At 34.4% G+C, this 18,301-nt stretch carries 12 protein-coding genes; 10 read left to right on the forward strand and 2 right to left on the reverse strand.

Going from position 1 to position 18,301, the window contains the following annotated elements; genetic code table 11:
* Positions 1–652: 652 nt before the first annotated feature.
* From ACFELY_RS05440 to ACFELY_RS05485, 10 genes are all read left to right on the forward strand, one after another.
* Positions 653–3,280 (forward strand): ankyrin repeat domain-containing protein, encoded by a 2,628-nt coding sequence (locus tag ACFELY_RS05440; RefSeq protein ID WP_375333842.1) that lies wholly within the window; start codon positions 653–655, stop codon positions 3,278–3,280.
* A gap of 220 nt (positions 3,281–3,500) precedes the next feature.
* Positions 3,501–4,964 carry a hypothetical protein gene (locus ACFELY_RS05445; protein WP_375333843.1) on the forward strand — a complete coding sequence of 488 codons (1,464 nt, stop codon included), beginning with the start codon at positions 3,501–3,503 and terminating at the stop codon, positions 4,962–4,964.
* 13 nt (positions 4,965–4,977) lie between these two features.
* Complete coding sequence (locus tag ACFELY_RS05450) at positions 4,978–11,757, forward strand: hypothetical protein (RefSeq protein ID WP_375333844.1); 6,780 nt, start codon at positions 4,978–4,980, stop codon at positions 11,755–11,757.
* Positions 11,758–11,814: 57 nt separating this feature from the next.
* Positions 11,815–12,810, forward strand: coding sequence for a hypothetical protein (locus ACFELY_RS05455; RefSeq protein WP_375333845.1), 996 nt, complete (start codon positions 11,815–11,817; stop codon positions 12,808–12,810).
* A gap of 36 nt (positions 12,811–12,846) precedes the next feature.
* A complete protein-coding gene (locus ACFELY_RS05460; protein ID WP_375333846.1) occupies positions 12,847–14,121 on the forward strand; it encodes a hypothetical protein in 1,275 nt (424 codons plus the stop codon).
* A gap of 12 nt (positions 14,122–14,133) precedes the next feature.
* On the forward strand, positions 14,134–14,553 hold the full coding sequence (locus tag ACFELY_RS05465) for an SCO4402 family protein (RefSeq protein WP_375333847.1): 420 nt from the start codon (positions 14,134–14,136) through the stop codon (positions 14,551–14,553).
* A 324-nt stretch (positions 14,554–14,877) separates the two neighbouring features.
* Positions 14,878–15,804 carry a hypothetical protein gene (locus ACFELY_RS05470; RefSeq protein ID WP_375333848.1) on the forward strand — a complete coding sequence of 309 codons (927 nt, stop codon included), beginning with the start codon at positions 14,878–14,880 and terminating at the stop codon, positions 15,802–15,804.
* 43 nt (positions 15,805–15,847) lie between these two features.
* Positions 15,848–16,147 carry a transposase gene (locus tag ACFELY_RS05475; RefSeq protein ID WP_375333457.1) on the forward strand — a complete coding sequence of 100 codons (300 nt, stop codon included), beginning with the start codon at positions 15,848–15,850 and terminating at the stop codon, positions 16,145–16,147.
* Positions 16,148–16,154: 7 nt separating this feature from the next.
* Positions 16,155–16,571 carry an IS3 family transposase gene (locus ACFELY_RS05480; RefSeq protein ID WP_375333849.1) on the forward strand — a complete coding sequence of 139 codons (417 nt, stop codon included), beginning with the start codon at positions 16,155–16,157 and terminating at the stop codon, positions 16,569–16,571.
* Between the two features lie 16 nt (positions 16,572–16,587).
* Entirely contained in the window at positions 16,588–16,884 is a 297-nt protein-coding gene (locus tag ACFELY_RS05485; protein ID WP_375334153.1) for a transposase, read from the forward strand.
* Between the two features lie 142 nt (positions 16,885–17,026).
* On the opposite strand, the gene ACFELY_RS05490 is transcribed toward ACFELY_RS05485, so the two are convergent.
* Positions 17,027–17,206 carry an Rpn family recombination-promoting nuclease/putative transposase gene (locus tag ACFELY_RS05490; protein WP_375333850.1) on the reverse strand — a complete coding sequence of 60 codons (180 nt, stop codon included), beginning with the start codon at positions 17,204–17,206 and terminating at the stop codon, positions 17,027–17,029.
* 108 nt (positions 17,207–17,314) lie between these two features.
* Entirely contained in the window at positions 17,315–18,226 is a 912-nt protein-coding gene (locus ACFELY_RS05495; protein WP_375333851.1) for an Rpn family recombination-promoting nuclease/putative transposase, read from the reverse strand.
* Between the last annotated feature and the right edge of the window lie 75 nt (positions 18,227–18,301).

Below are 18,301 nucleotides of genomic sequence, written 5' to 3' on the forward strand. Positions count from 1 at the left end.
AATTCCTATCGGATTAGTTACAGCTATATAGAAAAAACTTTTACTGTGGTAGATTTACAACCTATAAAATAAATATTATGATAAATAGTATATAAATTGTTGTCATTAAAATTAAGAATGTGTAAAGATAATTAACTCAAATTTACTCACCATCTCAGAAGTCATTTTAACAACTTTTAAGATGGTGGGTTGTATTTAGTAGGAGTTGTAAAGATAATTTTTTTATAAACTCCATATGAACTTGATCGCAAAACACGTCAAATGTGGACTCCTAAGCAGGTATTGATTGCCATTCAAGTAGCGATAAAGCAGTTTTAGAATTACACGATGATGCCATTGATCATATATGGATTTATAATAATTAAATGAGCTACACTTATACTATTAAAGGTGATTATGGACGTATTTAGGACAATATTGAATTAACAAGGTAATAATGCATGAGTAAGAGTAACTTAAAAATTTATCTAATCAGTTAAGTCAGGCATTAGCACAACAGGCTACTTTAAGTACTCAACTACAAAAGCAAGTAAATATTTCTAATACTTTTAAATATTTACTCAATTCATATCGAGAATTAAAGGGTATTGCTTTAAACCCCCTAATAGTAATAACAAAAACTATTTCTGCAGAGGAATTAGCTCATACTGATGTGCTTAAGGAAGCAAGTAAATCTCAACACTCAGCAGCTTTTGATCTTGCACTTGCCAAGATTACAGATTTAGATTATCAAGATATAGATGGCAAGACAGTTTTGATGTATGCAGTTATTAATGGGTTTTATTATGGGGTTGATAAACTCTTGCAAAAAGGAGCAGATGTTAATTTAGTAGATAAGCAAGATGCGAATGCTTTGATATATTGTGTTCAGATTCCTCATATAAAATATATAAAACAGATTGCTGAGAAAACCGCTGATATTAATTATAAATCTGCCCTCTTTGATGGTGGTACAGCTCTTCATCTTATTATATCCCATACAAATGAAATAATCTTTGCCAGTGAATTAAATAATGAGTTACAAGATGCTAATCAACTATATATAGTTGGGCAACAAATGGTAATTGATGAAAACTTTACACTAAGGGGGTGTGGTGGTATTAGGGTACTTGATGGTTACACAGTAAATCAAGAAAAAACCTTAAGAACAACTAAATTCTTAACCGACAAAGGTGCTGATATCAACGTTCAGAATGATAAAGGACTTACACCATTCTTCTTAGCTTGTGATCATGGATTCAGATATTTAACCAATGAATTATTAACACAATATCAAGGTGTAATGGATTTTAGCCTAAAAGATGTTCAGGATAATACATACTTACATTATGCTGCAAGGGTGCCACACTCTATTGGTGTTATGCAATTAATGCTTACTAAAAATATTCATGTTAACACTCAGAATAAAGGAGGAGGAACCCCGGCATTACAATCAGCAATGCGCAATAATGTAGAAACATTGGAGTTTCTAATGAAATATGAAGCTGATATTAATATTTTAGATATAGAAGGTAGGCATCTTTGGCATTATGCAAGTCAATACGGGGCTATAAACACAATGAAGTTTCTAAAAAACAAGATTCCTAATATTATCGACTTGAAAACTACTGATGCTGTAAACTCAACAGCATTACATATAGCTTCAGAATCAGGTCAGTTAGTTACTGTACAATGGTTAGTTGGAGAATATGCAGATATTAATGCCAAAACTACTAAACAAGGATTTACTCCATTTTTTATAGCTTGTATGAAGAAAAATACTGCTATAGCCGAATATATATTTAACCATCCAAAATTTAACAATACTGTTATAGATAACTTTGGATATGGATATTTACATTGGGTTTTAGAATTTAAAGATGTATCCTGGGTAGAAAAAGTATTAAATAAAGGTGGTATTGATATTAATCATCAGGATGCTAAAGGTTTAACAGCTCTATCCTGGTGTGCACATTATAATCTACCTCAAATAATTAAGTTTCTATTAGATAATGGTGCAAATTCTCTAATTTTAAGTAAAGATGGAGCATTCCCAATACATGAAGCAGTTGCTACAGAAGCATTAGAGGTTATCAAAGCGTTAATTAACTACGATAAAACGATCGTAGATAAAGGTGACGAGAAGAAGGTTTTATGGTTTACTGCTCAGGAAGGTAAATTAGAAGCAGTAAAAACTCTACTTCAGCTTGGGGCTAATATAAATGCAATAAATGCTGTTAATGGTATGCCACCTCTACATGTAGCAATGCAAAAAAAGCATCCTGAAGTAGCAGAAGAATTATTAGCCAGAGGAGCTGATGTTAATATAGTTGATGCTGGTGGATGGATAGCATTGCATTGGGGAGTAAATTTAGAAGATATTAATATTGTCAAAAATATTTTAACCAAAGGAACTAATATTAATGCTAAAAGTATCGTTGGAGTAACTCCATTATTTTGTGCTGTATCGAATGGTAATAAATTAATAACAGAATTATTAATAAGCAAACAAGCAGATAGTAATATTCCAAGTAATGAAGGTACACTTCCATGGCATATAGCTAGTTTTAAAGGTTTTATTGAGATAATGAAGATACTAGCTCCTACAATTTTAGATATTGATTATAAAACAACTAATAGTGAGCAATATACCGCTTTATGGTTAGCATCGCAACAGGGGCATGTTGACATAGTTAAGTGGTTAATTGATAAAGGGGCTGATATCAATGCTATTCGTCAAAGTGATGGTCGTACAGTTTTGCAAGCAGCAATATGTAAGGAACAGTTACAAGTGGTAGAATGTTTAATTGCTAATGGCGTGAACATAAATAAAGCTGATAAAGATGGGGCATCACCGTTATATTACTCACTGCAAAATGATGATGAACTGAGGCATCAGATTAGCAAAATTCTAATTGATCATGCTGCCAATATTAACCTATCACCATCTAATGATTATACACCTTTACATATGGCTAGCTGGTTGGCTAATTTGCCTGCTGTAAAAATGTTACTTAATGCAGGAGCTTCAGTTAATGCTGTAGATGATAGAGGTTATACTCCTTTATATTCTGCGTTGTGGGAAAGTGAGGGGATATCTAAGATAAAAAAACTAGACGTTGTAAAATATCTTCTTGAACACTCTGCTTCAACTGATCATGTTGCTAATAAAGGTGAAACAGTACTAGAGATAGCGAATAAGTACTTACCAGAAGCATTACAGTGGCTTAAATATCCTGGCTCACTACCTTCTGGAGAGTTTGAAGCAAGTCTTGTAGGTATAAATGATTTTGCTATTTGATATAGCTAATCTGATCAGTATTTAGCCATAGCAAATTGACGTCATTGCGAGAAGCCACTTTAGTGGCGACGAAGCAATCCAGAAGAGTGATTAGAAATGGATTGCCACAACCACTACGTGGTCTCGCAATGACGGAATAATGCATCAGGTTAGCTATAGGAATTAGGAAGGAAGAAATTATGATGGTGTTAAAAAACTTTTGTGTTAAGGATGATGATATATGAAACAACGTATACAAGAGCTTCTTAACCAGAAGGAAGCAGCGGTTAATCATAGAAACAATATTGATAAGGAATCGTATTATTATAATGAAACAGTAGAAATAAAACATAGGACTTATTTTTTATGGGTGATAAATTCATTTCCTTATTATACTTACGATACAGTAAGAAGATTTAGACAAGGAGACTATGATCGAGATATAGCAGCGGCAAATGAGAGAATTAGAAATTTAGATTCACAAATTAACTCCTTAAGACAACAAGAAGAACAATCAAGGTTGGCGGCTATTGAGCAGGAAAGACAGCAAAAAATAGCTGCTGAACAGGCAAGATTAGCTGTTATTGAGCAAGAAAGACAACAAAAAATAGCTGTTGAACAAGCAAGGTTAGCAGCTATCGAACAGGAAAGACAGCAAAAAATAGCTGCTGAAAAAGCAAGATTAGAGGCTATAGCTGCTGAAAAAGCAAAATTAGAAGCAGTAAAACATGGCAATGACGTAATAAGTGCTAATATTAGCCAGCAGCAAAAAGCTGTTTTGGATATGCTGAAATCAGCTGATAGCCAGCAGCGAGCATTTTTTTTATCTGAGCTATTTGGTAAGTATGATAGTGAATCAATGACAATGATTAGTATGATAAAATCTCTAGGAGTTGATGCTAATCAGTTAGCATATTATGCTATCAAGAAATCAAATAATGAATTATTTGTTTTAGCTCTAAATTATGGGGCTAATTGTTGTGACTATCAAATAGAGGGCAAAACATTATTACAACAATTAATACATAGTGGGAACGAAAGCTTTATTAAAAAGATTCTAGCAACAAGGCAAGATTTGGCTAGTACGGTAGTGGAGGCGATAGGTCAAAATGATATTGTTACCATCAGTAAATTATCATCTTATGATAATAGTCTCCTATTACAAAAATTTGCTGGTTATACGCTTTTGCAAATTGCCATTTCTGCACAAAAAGCAGAAATAGTGGAAAAAATTTTGCAACTAAATAGTAACAGTGCTGGAGTTTTAACTAGTAACGGTGAATCAGCTTTGAAAATTGCTGTTAGATCAGGTAATGCAGGGATTTTAGAAAAGGTAACTAAGCATGTCAATTTACAGGAAGAAATAGCTCAGCTTGGTTTGAAAGTTGAGCAGGCTCTGAAAGATAAGATATTAGAGTACCAAGATATTGAAACTGTAATTAAACTGTTGAGAGGTGAAGAAATATCGTTGCAACAATATCTGCTTAGCAAGCAGAATCACGAAAATGAGCATGAGCAAGTTAATAGCAAAGCTACTGTAGAAGGAGTTAGTGGGGTTGAGGAAAAAGCAAGGCTAGAAACAGCGGAGCAAGTAATACAACAAAAAATAGCAGAGAATGAATATTTACAAGAAGCACTATGCGATAATTTTAATGCAGTAGTTATAGGTGTACAAGAAGTAGATGATCTGTTTTATTTGAATTAGCTAATGTATGTAAATGCCGGAATTATATGATAATTCTGCTACAGAAATTATAGGTAGCGGGGTTTTAGCTCTTGATGTAGTAAAGCAACCATATTTTAAAGAAATTGTAGAGTTTGCTCACAGTAGTGGGATTGTTTTACCTATTACACCTGATGCTACAAATGAAGAGATCAGGACTCAAGGTTATATATTAGTTAGCTCATTATTAGATAAAATCATTGCTAACCCCCAGAAAGAATCAAACTCTAATATTCTCGGTAAATGTTTAGATACATTAAAAACGGTTGGAGAACATGGTAATGCTGTTCTCTTCAGCCATGTTAACGATCAATTAATAACATTATTACTTAGCGATAATTATTCAGAGCATAGAACTACTATTTGTCATATGCTGATCAATGGAGAATATGTAGTTAGTGATCAGCAAAGTATCAAGCTTAACAAGTTGGTTATCTCTCTTGACTCCAATTCTTCCAGTTTGATTCTTGAGTTATTATTAGCTAAGGGTAAGGTTAATATTGAAACAATAGGTAATATATTCCATAAAATTAGTGGTACTAATGACTCAGTATATAAACAGCAATTATTATTGATTATTCAGAGTTTCAACAATAATAATCTTCTTAAAGAAAAACTAGCACCTCAAATATTAGAACTCTTCAAATCATCCCAAGATATAAGCTTTCTGTCTGAAATAGTAATTGCTGATAGAAAGTTCTTTGAACCTGTCATTGAGGAACTAAAAAGCAGCTTACAACGTTTAGAAAAATTATTAAAAATAGGGGATAATACCCCACTGTTGTACATTCAAACTCTTACAGACATTAGGGGTATTGAAGGACGGCTAATAAAACTTTTTAGAAGTTCAGTTGCTATTGATGTAGAATTAGTTGGTGATTATCAAGGATATTTAATGGAATTATTAAGTAGCTCTTATTTTACCATTAATCAAGCAATCTATCTAAAAATGATAGAAAATAATACAAATATTTGTGCAATGCTATTAACGCAAGGCTGCAATATATCAGGGGAATGTTTGGAAATTTTGATAAGTAGCCTTAATAATAATCCGATAAATAATACTAATATTGCTAACATATCTGGAATATTAGCGATATTAGCTTCGCATAATAAGATTCCAGTTTTGACCATCAATACAAGTATAGCATTATTGAAGAGCTGCACTAATAGTTCAAATCAAAATAATATCAATAATATTGTTGGGGCATTTGAGAATTTTGCTAGATTTAAGATTCAAGATGATAATTTGACTGATATTATATGTGAGAAATATCTTGGTCAATCATTGGTACTCGATCGAATATTAGGAGCTTTGGAGATTATTGCTAGTAATTCAGGTAAGCTTCCTGAGCAGAGTATTAGTTCATTAACAGAGTTTATTCTAGACCTTGACAATGGGATAACATTACGCATTAGGGCAATAGAGTTGCTACAAAGAGTAGCAGGAGGAATAAGGGAGGAGGATGTATCTAATTTATCTAAGTTACTGAAAGGAGAAAAGCAAACTATCTATATGGGAGTTGATTATAATAATAGTCAGCTACCATTAGCAGATAATATTGATTGGAAGCAATTTGATTTAGAATATTTACAGTCAATCAAGGATACTGGAGCTACAGGAGATATTTTAGATGATATTGGTGATAATAATCTAATTGCTAAAGAATCCAGTACTGAAGTAATAGATTATAAAACAGCACTAGCTGTAACAAAACTACTTGCTAAATATGCATCAGCAAAACATGGTAGACTTACTGAGGTAAGTATTAATTCTTTGGAACAAGCATTAAATAATGATGTTCTAGCCGCAGAAGCCTTGGCAGCACTTGCGATTGTTGCTGAGAAGCATCCAGCTTTACTTAAGCAGGAGTTATTTGATTATATAAAAGAACACCACTCACAAATACATTATCAAATATTATTTAATACAAGTTTGGACTCACTAGATAAGTTGCTCAATGATGAGTTAGCGGATCATAGTATAGCTAAAGTATATGATAAGTCTAAACTAATTGGCGAGGAATTAAATAAGTTAATTGATTTGCTTAAGGATGATGGCGTACAGAATATAGGTAGATTATATCAGATAATTAGTAAGACACTAATAGTTAATCCGGACTCATTTAACGAATGTTTGCTATTAGTGCAGCGAATAATTTTGCTATACTCAAATGATTTAAAGGAGAGTACAAATGAAGATATTAAAGTAATTAATCAGCTGATAGATTTTAAGCAGATATCTTACCGGGATTTGTGTTGGTTCATTAGTAAAGGCTGCTACTCGAAGTTATTACATAAGGCTATTGAGGAATATTTTAATAGTAATATTGATAAATTACTAGAAGATTCTCATACCTTGAGAGAGATGCTTGGAGGTCTAAGTTCTTTGGTAGTGATTAGTGGTGATTTAGCTTTAGATACTATTAATAATTTGATTAGTTTAGCTAAGGATTTACCGGCTCAGGCGGTTAATATTATCAGGATTATTCAGCTAAATAAGGCGAATTTAGCTGATTATCAATTTAGCTTATTAGAAGAATTATTTAACAATAGTAATAAACAACTAACCTTAGTGCTATCGAACTTATGGGCTAAGGCTGGTAAACAATTGCTACTTCCTAAGTCAATTGCAGTATTATTTAAATTTTTAGAGTCCAAAACACCCTTAGGAGTTTTGCCTACTAGTCAACTTAGAGAGGAAGCAAAAATCTTATTACAATTGCGATCAGTGGATGCCAGCATAGATAAGATATCTCTAATTACCTCTCTGGAAGGTAGAGAATTACAAATAGAGACCATTAATACCATTTTACACTTAATCAAATCAAAAAATTTGACTAAAGCATGTATTAAAGTTTTAGCTAATTTATTCCCTCCACCTTATTTAGATGAGGAAATAAGTGAAATTATTTGTAAATCCCGTGAGGGGTTAGAGGACGAATATCTTAAGTTAAAGGCATTTTTAACCGGTGACGTGGAGGTTTTTTTACTAAGCGAACAGCAGAGAAGGATTAAAAATATTATAGAGATTAAATTTCCTGATTGGCATTTAACTCATTTCTATCTTGAACAGTTGGAGAAAAGCTTAAATTATCATTCCGATAGTCCAGAGTTTATGGAGGAAATTTTATTGGGAATAATATTAGAGAAAGCAAGCTCTATAGAAGAATATAGTAATTTCTTGAAATTAATAAACAAGCATAATATTAGCCAACAAGAGATAATAAGTAATTTAGGCTATGCCAGCCTAGCAAATATAATAGATGTTATAGAAACTAAAATATTATCTGAATCATTAGAGAGCCTTGAAGGTCTTGGAGCAGACGATATTTTGGCAAGGATTAGGAAGTTGTGTTATCAATTAAAGTCAAAAGGCTGGTCAGTAAGTAACTTAGTTGAGATTTTACAATATATTAATGCAAATAATATATTGTTTTTTGTAAGTGGCTTTACAACTATTTATGAATATCAAATAACCGATGAACAAAGGAACAAAGAAGGTGATACGGTAGTTGATATTGTTAGTAAAGAGCCTGGCAAGAAATTGGAGCCAGCCATTTATACTATTGCTAGTAATCAATTTGAGCATAAATTGGAGAATAAGGGGGCTGAATTACTAAGAAAGTTTGTTGAGCTTAACCCTGATTTAGAAGGAAAAGCTGAAGAATATGTAGCTATTTTGCAAAAAGTCCAAAATTTATATTTAGCTAGTGATAATGATAATGGGTTAGCTATAAAAGATTGGAATGCAGAACAAGTAAAAGAGTGGGCAATAAAATTTAAGGCTAGTTGTTCACCGGGAAGTGTTATTAGTAAAGATGATCTAGTAAAACTTATAGCAGTACTACAAAGAGCTAATAATCTACATACGGTACAAAATGGTAAAGAAGGGCATTTACTTCGCGATACGCAAATAGTATCCCTATTATTGTTACTTGATTATGATCCAATTAACAAAGGTAATTTACTACAAATCGCAACTGGTGAGGGCAAATCAACAATATCAGCCATGCTGGCTGCCATACTAGCCTTAAATGGAGAAAAAGTAGATTTAATCACTAGTTCACCTGTTCTGTCTAGCATTGGTTATGAAGGAGCTAGTGGTTTTTTTGAGTTATTGGGACTAAGCGTTGGTATTAATATTGGAAAATCCAGTATGGATGGGCAGAAAGCTTGTTATTCCTGTGATATAGTATACGGAGATGCGTTAAGTTTTCAAACCGACTTTCTCAGTAATACTAGCGGTCAAGGTGCAAGCCGTGGTGATAGAGATTTTGCCGTCACTATAGTAGACGAAGTCGATAGTATGCTAGTAGATAGCAGCAATCATATTGCTAAACAAACAGCCCCTGTTCCGTTGATGGAATATTTACTACCTATTCTGACTATAGCATGGAATAATTTTCAGAAAGTCATTCTACCTATGAATTTTGAAGAAAGTTTTGCTATTGAAAGGACTAGGGAAATGATAGAGAGCATTATCGATGCATCACCCATACCAAAACATCTAGTGCAATATGCTAAATTCCAGGCAGGCAATTGGGCAGCAAGTTTAGTAGGAGCTGCACTTAAGTTGCAATTAGATATAGACTATGTAATTAACATTAATGCTGATGGTAAGAAAGTAATCAACCCTGTGGATAGTAGTACTGGGGTGACGCAAGAAAATATGGTATGGCAGAATGGCTTGCACCAATTCTTACAAATAAAGCATAATTGTCGTATTTCGTCAGAAGGATTAACTACCTTTTTTATTAGCAATATCTGTTATTTCCTAAAATATGGCAAAATTCTTGGCATGACCGGTACACTTGGCTCTGATAGTTCACAGAAATTTGTAAAAACTGTATATGGAGTAGATATTACCTTTGTTCCGACTTATAAAGACAAACAGGTTATAGAGCTACCAGCTAGGCTTGAACCAACCTTAGATGATTTAAGAGAGGCAGTATGTGAAAGTAGCTACCAAGAAGCGATATTGCACAATAGAGCTGTACTAATAATATGCAAGAACATCAAGGATGCAGCAGAGCTTTGTACAGCGTTGGAAAATAAATGTGGCAATAAGGGTAAAATTATTAATTATTCAAGAAGTGAAAAGACTTTATATAACTCCGATATAGAGCAATTAGCCCAGCCCAATACTATTATAGTGGCAACTAATTTAGCTGGTAGAGGAACAGACATTAAGACTAGTTCAGAGGTGGAGGCAAATGGTGGTCTACATGTTATATCTACTTTCATTGCCAAGAACGCCAGAGATGAAGCACAAGTAAAGGGTAGGACTGCAAGGCAAGGTAATAGTGGTAGTTATCAGATTATCGCGTTAGATAACAACTATTATGAGTATCAATCTCTTGGTATAAGTAGCGAGGAAGTAGTTGCTGCTAAGAAGCAAGAGCGTGACGCACAAGAAAGTTATCATATTACCCATAGTATAGAGCATACTATACCAGGTTTTCTTGCTCAAGATGACTTATACCAAAAATTTACTTCTGTCTACTCAGAATTCACTAAAGCAGTTGGGGATAAAAGAAGAGTTGATGGCAAGGTTAAGCAATTCATTGAGGATTTTGGCTTATGGCTAAAAACCCACAAAGAAAGTGATAATATAGATACGTTTATTACCACTGCTAAAGCTAAGCATCAAGCTGGTAATTATAGTAATCCTAGTTATGCAGTTCTTCACTATTATGGTCTTAGTGATTCTGGAGCTATTCTTAGAACTCTTGGCAAAGCTACAGATATTGATGATATCTATAATTTTGCTGCTCATTATTACACAGCAGAATGTTTTATTAACAGAGGTCCCGAAAACGATGAGAACTATAAAAGTAATGCAATATCGTCGTTACTGGAAACTGGCAACAGATTATCTGAAATTTTATCATATTTAACAGCCATGGCTACAACAGTAGCTACCTCCACCAGTGCTGACAATGAATTATTAAAGCAAATTACCACTAAGATTGGTTTTTTTAAGAGTTTTTATGAGCATATAAACTCAGCACTTAAGATAATTAACGAATCCGGTGAGTTGGAAGTAAGAGTTAAATCAAATATTGGCAAAGATAAATTAGCTCCTGATTTAAGCAAAGACGATATAGTGGAAATCGAGTTTATGGGCATTAGTACAATATTTGAGCTAGAGACTTATAAACCACGGCAAGAATGGGAGAATACCATATTGGTAGCAGTTTGTGCTATTGCCCAAATGGCAGTAGGAGCACTTATTGCTGTTGGGACACTAGGTGGTGGTATGCCACTTGCTACTAGTATTTTTATTGAAGGGTTGATGGATGCCTATAAGGTAGCTGCTAGCGTTGCTAAAGGTAAAGCAATTAATTTAGAGGATTACTTCCTCGGTAAAGCAATTAGCTATGCGGTAATTGGTGCACAAGTTGGTTGTACTAAACTAGCTGAAGCTTCTGCTGCTAGAAAAGCCGCAGCAGAAGGAACAAAACAAGCAGCAACTGGGACAGCCGCAGAAAAAGCTTTAGAAACTACAGTAGTTCAAGGAACTATGAGTGAACTAAAATTAGGGGCAATTAAGCAATTAGCTGAAACAGCAGGGGTTCAATTTGCTAAAACTATAGCTGTTGAACAAGCCTGCGATTGGCTAAGTAATGGGATAAGAAAAAATGTCCTAGAGGGTGTAGAAGAAAGGATAGCTGGCGGTGTTGCAAAGGTAGCAAGTAATGCTTTAAGTCATAATACTATATTACTAGGCAAGGGTAATGTAGAGCGTCACCAGATGATGACAGAAATATAACAGAGTATTTTCCATGCTACTAAGACCAGGGAACATGCTAGGATTATCAATGAGTTAGTGTCTGGAATATCTTCTGCTGCAGCTAAGCAGAGTGGTTTGGCAAAGGCTATACATGTTGTCCATAGAGTAGGCGGTATGATAGATATAGCAAGCAAATTAGAACCGATCATAGATGATATAAAACATAATATAGAAACTAGCATTAATAGAGCAGGGGGAAGAGCCAAAGCTAAGTTTAAAGACCAAACTATGGAAATGAGTAGTAGCGAGCAGGATAGTAAAATTGCCGATTTATCTAAGGAGATAGGTAATATGGTTGGCAAAGCGATGTTAAATCTTATTCAGGGGAAGCTAGTTAATCCGATTGTAGGTAGTAGTATTGGTTATGTTACCGATAAGTTGCTTGAGAATTACCAAAATGATCAAATGAAACTATTAAATGAGTATAAGAAAGAAATTAACATTAGAAAGGCTGAACTTGCTGCTTATCGTCCTGCTAGCTATGGTGGTGCTATTCCTAAACTGAGTGGTGGTCCTCCTTACCCTAAACCCGCTGGAGGAACTAATAAAGCTCCAGATACCAATCTTCCGTGGTTGACCAGCGGCGATCTAGTACTCGATTCGCTATCGAGAAAGTCAGGTTCTATGGTTGGTAATGACTATTCGATGGTATTATTGTCATCTTCATTGAAACAACCGATCTATGTCTTTGAAAATGGGAAGATGTTGCAATCTTATGGCAAAAGTCAGGGTGGTAAACCAATTACTATCGGTTATAACCCAACTAACCAGCAATATTTTAGTTTGACCAATAAAGGTTCGAATAATAGTGGCAGCATATATGATGCTATATCCGGTAGCACTCAAGGTAAGTACTCGTCTGATTTCTTACAGAGCATAGCCTGTCCGATTGTGCCTAAAGAACCCTTAAACCCACCATCACCATCAACTCCTCAACCGAAACCCTTAAGTCCAGCGGAATTATCAGGAGCTAAATTTTTGCTAGCTACTCTAACAGCCGATAAACAGGCAGCACAAGACAAACAGCAGTAATATTACCAAAACATCCTGCAAATTGCTGGGCAGAATATGCGTGATGCTGCGGCTAAGCAACTTGCCCGGGATGAAGCCCGAATGCAACAAGCTTACGCAGTCGGTGGGGAAACATATATACCACTTAAAAGGGTAGAACCAGGAGGGCAAGCAAAAAGCCTCAACGATGTTTGGCAGAATTCTTTAAGCGGTCTTATAAACCCTACATATGGTGGTAATTTGCCACTTGCGGCATGGTCAACAGTTGGTGATTTAATAGATTGTGGCATGCAGCAAGTTGTCCACCAAATCAGTACTGTTGAAGGTGGGTCACAAACTTTAGCAGTTGTTGGCTATATTCCCAATAAATTAATTGCTACAGTAAAAGATTTTAGCAAGGATATAGCTAAAAAATATTTGCCTAAAGAGTATTATCAGAATTTATCAGAGTTCTATCATGGGTTACCAGATAATACTAAAGTAACATTAAACCTGTTTACCGACGGGTTAATATTACAAGGAGCAGGCTCAGCTCTCAAGATTGGTCTTACCTCACCGGTGCCAGCAACGATCCAGCATATCCCACATAAGCCAGGTATATCTACCACCCCAAGTGCTATGCTAGCTTTTGAAGAAAAAATGCTAGCCATTGAAGGTGGTTCATTAACAGCTCTTGGTGAGAATGTCCTAACCAAACCTATCCCACTGGAAATCAAACCCACACCCTCATCTGTGGTTCCTAAGGTTGAGCAAAAATTATCAACTTCAGAAGTTGGGGAAGTGAAATTAGGGACATCAAATGTAGCTAGTGATCTATCATTGAAAAAACATATTGAGAATGTTACCGGCATTACAAAACCTGTAGACCTTAAACTAGAACAATATACAACGTCTCTTAAACAATATGAAAATTGGACTCAACTATCAAAACTTGTTGAAAAAGTGCCAGGAGAGTTTGGTATGCCTATATATGAGAGAAAGGGAGTAGGACTAAGATGGGAAGTGCAAGATAAAGCTGGTAAACATGCTATTAGGATAGATCAAGGAAATCCAGCTGCGGACTATCCAACCCAAAGGGGTGATCATGTGGCAATAAGATATAATGGTAAAGTTGTTGATCATACTGGTAACAATTATATTATGTACGATAGTAAAACAAATAATATGTATAAAATTCGTCGAGAAGATTTTGAAAAAGGATATAATCACGATCAATCCTATTGGTTTGAAATTAATAATAATCCTCGTTTAAAAGAAACATCAGCTCATCCAGATGCCCATATTCCAGCAGATATCTGGGTTAAATGGAAAAGTTTTTACAAACCAGATTAAAGGTAATGATATATGGTAGTAAAGTTTTTATTATATCCACAAGTACGCATTAATATTAAAGGTGCATTAGAATATTTAGCAGACCGGGATTGGCAAATGGAAGAGTTGCTAAAAAAAAAATCTCCTCATTCTTATTGGGATGGTTTGAAATACTATGTACTAGATACATTATATAATTGGTGTGATTTAGATGACTATAGAGAAAGCAATATTGGTGAGATATTATATGACGAAGATGAAGCACAACAAATTCAGAAATTTTGTAAATGGTTTTCTGATTTGTTAGATTTTGAAATAGGTGAGAGAAAGCCAAATACAGATTATTTAAATCACCCAGAATGGTCTAAAGTTTATACTGGAGCCAAAGAGATGTATGAATTGATGGATAGAAATGATAAAAAATATCATTTCTCCGAAATAGCAAATAATTAAAGTGCTTTATACTCAATATGATTAATAATAATTTCTTCTAAATTATTATATTTTTTTTTCATTCTGCTACTTAGTGCTAGTGGTGTTGTAGTGTATATTATAGCAAGTTAAGAAAATTAGTTGCTATGTTAAATCTTATTCAGGGGAAACTAGTTATAGCTAACCCGGCTAATATTACACCAAATTCACAGAGGTCTACTAGCGAGAAGGTCACTTTGCAACATTACGTCATTGCGAGAAGGCGTGAGCCGACGAAGCAAAGCTACTCCTCGCAATGACGCCAGTTTACTATGGATCGATTCGCTATCGAGAAAGTCAGGTTCTATGGTTGGTAATGACTATTCAATGGTATTATTGTCATCTTCATTGAAACAGCCGATCTATGTCTTTGAAAATGGTAAGATGCTGCAATCTTATGGCAAAAGTCAGGGTGGTAAGGCAATTACTATCGGTTATAACCCAACTAACCAGCAATATTTTAGTTTTTCTAATAAAGGTTCGAATAATAGTGGCAGCATATATGATGCTATATCCGGTAGCACTCAAGGTAAGTACTCGTCTGATTTCTTACAGAACATAGCCTGTCCGATAACTGCGTCTTCAGGAGTACCAAAGCCTCCACCTCCACTGCCAAAACCACCAAGTGGATCATCAGGCGGAGCAACAGCAAGCGGAAAGCCTCTCTATAGCTTTAATGCAGCTGGTAGCGGCGAGATAGCACTGCCACTAGAATTACTAGGAAAGCCCCCTCCGCAAATTACTGTTCCTCCAGGCATACCAGCTAGCAACAAGCCAGTTGCTGAATCAACCGAGTTTAAATGGACTGAAGAGGGAGTGGCAAAGTTGCTTGTCGCCAGTCAAACCAAGAATAATCAACCATTCGACTATTCAATGTTGTTCCTTAACAAAGATGAGCAAGGGGGAAAGGATGTAAATAGTGCAACAATATATAGTAAACTAACAGCAGAAGAGAAAGCCCAAATAATTGCGTTAAGTGGTAGTCATCTTGATCCAAGTGCAATAGATCATATAGAAGGTATATATAATAAATGTTTAGCAGAAATAGAAGCTAGAAAAGATCAGCCAGTGAAATCTGTTGAAGACAGAATGGATCAAGCAGTTAAATATGCTAACAAGATACTTGAAGATGCTAGCAATGATCCATATAAAATGCAAGTAGCAGAGTATAGAATAGGTGGTGAGGTTACCGGATTAATTATAATGGTTCCAATATTTTGGACAGAAAAATAAGAAAAATGAGATAGAATTCTTTAGCAAACAAGGAGAGCTAGAGATGAAAAAACAAGTAAGGCAATATAGTGCTGAGGAGAAAGGCAAAATTGTCATAGAAGCAATTAAGGGAGAGCTAACAATAGCCCAGATAACCAGTAAGTATGGTGTTCATGCAACACAGATAAGTAACTGGAAAAAACAAGGTCTTGAGTTGTTAGTACAAGGTTTTAAGAATAAAACACAGAGTGCTGACCCAAATCAGCAGGGGTTAATCAAGAATCTATATGAGAAAATTGGTCAGTTAAGCGTTGAGTGTGACTGGCTCAAAAAAAAATCTGCATTGTTTGGAATTAAAGGTTAGGTGTAATATGATAGAGCCTAATCATAATAAGTTAACAATTGTACAACAGTGTAAGTTATTGGATATTAGCAGGTCAACCTATTACTACCAACCTACTGGTATTAGTGAACAAGATATCAAGATTATGGCAATAATTGATGAGACCTATACTATGCATCCATATTATGGTATGCGGCGGATGGCTAAATATTTACAAGCCCAAGGTTTTTCGGTAGGTCGTAAAGCTGTTAGACGTTACTACAAGATAATGGGTCTTGAAGCTGTTTATCCTAAAATAAATTTAAGCAAGAGGAATCAGGCACATAAAATATATCCTTATTTACTAAAAGGATTAGAAATAGTATTGCCAAACCAGGTTTGGAGTACAGATATAACGTTATATAAGACTGAGCCAAGGGTTCGTATATTTAGTAGCTATTATTGACTGGTATAGTCGTTATATTCTAAGTTGGCGAATCTCCATTAGTTTGGAAAGTGAATTTTGTGTAACAGCCCTTGAAGACGCTATAGAAAAATATGGTATGCCAAAAATATTTAATACTGATCAAGGAGTACAATTTACCTCGGAGAATTTTATTAGTATGCTAAAGCTACATAATATCTTGATTAGTATGGATGGTAAGGGACGAGCCTTAGATAATATTTTTATTGAACGTTTTTGGCGATCATTAAAACAGGAAAAAATTTATCGGATTATTTTAACAACAGTAAAGGAGGCAAAGATAGCAATTAACTAATATATGGACTTTTATAATAGACAAAGGATGCATCAAACTTTGGATTATAAAACTCCAGAATGTGTATATTTTGAAAAAAATATTGTATAAAAACAACAATTTAATTTTTGTGAATTATATCTCTATTTATCTAAATTTTTGTCTAGACAAAGGGGACCACCTTACTCTCTTCAATATAACTTTCTTGCTCTATTTTGATCTTGGATAAGTCTATCTTTTCTTTAAAATTATTCGGTAAATAATATTCTAAGAATTCTTGGGCTGCTATTTCATTTCCCATTATTTTCTTAAATAACTGGTCATGTTTTGGTCTTTTGGTCATCTTATTATTGGTATATTCATATTTTGCTTAAGCCTTTTGGTGTTATTTTTGGTATTTGGTATACAGATGCCAGACTTATAAACATTTTCTTAGCTAAAGCTTTTCCTATTATACCATCAACTCTTCTATTGCTTTTTTAGACAATCCTGTGGATGTAGAGATGATATCAATTGACACACCAACTTTAAGTAAATTTTTAGCTACAGCCATAGCTTTTTTCTCTTCCCCTCTAGCTTCTCCTCTAGCTTCTCCTTCATCTATATATTTTTGTGCAATGGTTCTCATAATATTTCCTTTTTCTTCTTCAGATAAATATTTAGCTAGTAACTGTTCTAATTCCGATTGCTTTTCTTCAGGCAATCTGGCATCAGTATACCATAAAAACGATCTTAAGTAAATATAACCATTCTCTTTATCCACTAATATTTCTAACTTAAACCTTTCTAAAAACTGCTCCCATAATTTTATCATATCTCGCTGATGTATATGCTTCATCACATATTCCATCATCCCTAAATGTTTCTTCTGCACTATCTCATCATCAGACATACTCTGTAAATCTACCAATTGGTAATCTTCCGTCATCAGTTTTTTAGCTTGCTCAGAATCCGTAAATAAATTCCATAAATTCCTTGGAGCATGATATTTATCTACACCATTATACATGATAATCGGACAAATTAATGGTAGCTTACCCTCATTCTTTTTATGCCTTTCACATAATAATAACGTGTACCTCCAAAGTCTTAGTGCCATCCAATAATCAGATGTCGATTGATGATCAAGCAAAACATAGATGAATGCACTCTCATCATTTTTAGTTTTTACCGAATAAACTATGTCACTATATTTTCGTCTCAAACTCTCTTCAATATAGCTTTCTTGCTCTATTTTGATCTTTGATAAGTCTATCTTTTCTTTAAAATTATTCGGTAAATAATATTCTAAGAATTCTTGGGCTGCTATTTCATTGCCCATTATCTTCTTAAATAACTGGTCATGTTTTGGTCTTTTGGTCATCTTAATTATCCTTAGACATATTATTTTTCCGTGTTTATTGGTTAGTTGATTTATTTGTAATCAAGGGAGGTATGT

It is taken from the genome of Candidatus Tisiphia endosymbiont of Xenochironomus xenolabis (genome assembly GCF_964264705.1).
Classification (GTDB): domain Bacteria; phylum Pseudomonadota; class Alphaproteobacteria; order Rickettsiales; family Rickettsiaceae; genus Tisiphia.

Excerpts from the sequence above, each read along its gene's own strand:
- ACFELY_RS05465 (WP_375333847.1), top strand. The coding sequence starts at position 14,134 with ATGGTAGTAAAGTTTTTATTATATCCACAAGTACGCATTAATATTAAA.
- ACFELY_RS05475 (WP_375333457.1), top strand. The coding sequence starts at position 15,848 with ATGAAAAAACAAGTAAGGCAATATAGTGCTGAGGAGAAAGGCAAAATT.
- ACFELY_RS05470 (WP_375333848.1), top strand. The coding sequence starts at position 14,878 with ATGGTTGGTAATGACTATTCAATGGTATTATTGTCATCTTCATTGAAA.
- ACFELY_RS05490 (WP_375333850.1), bottom strand. The coding sequence starts at position 17,206 with ATGACCAAAAGACCAAAACATGACCAGTTATTTAAGAAAATAATGGGA.
- ACFELY_RS05480 (WP_375333849.1), top strand. The coding sequence starts at position 16,155 with ATGATAGAGCCTAATCATAATAAGTTAACAATTGTACAACAGTGTAAG.
- ACFELY_RS05450 (WP_375333844.1), top strand. The coding sequence starts at position 4,978 with ATGCCGGAATTATATGATAATTCTGCTACAGAAATTATAGGTAGCGGG.
- ACFELY_RS05460 (WP_375333846.1), top strand. The coding sequence starts at position 12,847 with ATGCGTGATGCTGCGGCTAAGCAACTTGCCCGGGATGAAGCCCGAATG.
- ACFELY_RS05445 (WP_375333843.1), top strand. The coding sequence starts at position 3,501 with ATGAAACAACGTATACAAGAGCTTCTTAACCAGAAGGAAGCAGCGGTT.
- ACFELY_RS05495 (WP_375333851.1), bottom strand. The coding sequence starts at position 18,226 with ATGACCAAAAGACCAAAACATGACCAGTTATTTAAGAAGATAATGGGC.